Source organism: Dyadobacter sp. HNCC25DJ186 (genome assembly GCF_056895235.1).
The window spans coordinates 1-1,053 of record NZ_JBXHAS010000044.1 but is presented as its reverse complement, the minus strand read 5'-3'; the positions used below and the strand labels follow the sequence as shown (position 1 = coordinate 1,053).

Annotated in this window: 1 protein-coding gene; it reads left to right on the top strand. The window is 39.2% G+C overall.

Annotated elements, in window-relative coordinates:
* Window positions 1-922: transposase (locus AC1XUO_RS29610; protein ID WP_483333517.1), on the top strand; the 922-nt coding region annotated here is incomplete at its 5' end.
* Window positions 923-1,053 lie beyond the last annotated feature (131 nt).

The following is a 1,053-nucleotide window of genomic DNA, read 5'->3' as shown; positions in this document are numbered from 1 at the left end:
CCAAAGTACAGTTGATAAGCTCAACGAAGTATTAGGTAAGAAAAAAGATATTGATAAAAAATTAAAGGCAAAACTTCGTCGTGTAACCAAAGAGTATCCGGCCAATATCGCTAAATACGAAAGACAAGAAGCTGTTTTAGGCGAGCGCAATAGCTATAGCAAAACAGACCAGGATGCCACTTTTATGAAGCTCAAAGAGGATCATATGAAAAATGGTCAGCTCAAAGCTGCCTATAATGTACAAATCTCAACCTCAAATCAATTTATTGTCAATTATACACTACACCCCAATCCAACGGATACGACCACATTAAAGGATCATCTTGCTCAGCACCAAACCAGTTTCAAAAGTTTTCCAAAAGTAGTCACTGCGGATGCTGGGTATGGTTCACAAGAAAATTACACCTTGCTGGAAGGCAAAAAGATTGTTGCATATGTAAAGTATGGCATGTTTGACAAGCAGCAAAACAAAAATTATAATGCGAAGCGTCCTTTCAGCCCAGATAAACTCTTTTACAATCCGCAAAAAGATTGTTACATCTGCCCGATGGGTCAACAAATGGACTATATCGGAGATAGTAAAAGGAAAACAAGTACCGGTTTTGAACAGACATCCCGGATGTACCAGGCTAAGAATTGCTACGGCTGTCCTTTAAATGGAGCTTGTCATAAGTCGAAGCGTAACCGGATCATAGAGATCAACGTGGAACTGGAACGGCAGAAAAAAAAGGCGTATGAACTGCTTAATAGCCCAGAAGGGATTGAACGACGAAAGAAACGATGTTTTGATGTCGAACCTGTATTCGGAAATATTAAAGAGAACCACCGGTTCCGCCGCTTCATGCTCAGAGGAAAAGAAAAAGTGGAGATAGAATGGGGATTATTAGCAATAGCACAAAATATCAGAAAAAAAGCAGCATAAGGAGGGCTGTTTTTTGCTTTTTGAGGTAAGAAAGCCCATGAGAATTCAATGTGAAGATTTTTTATGTGAATGGTGGAAAAATGTTCATCTAAAACAAAGAGGGTGCCTCAATTTAAATTTGAGACACCCTC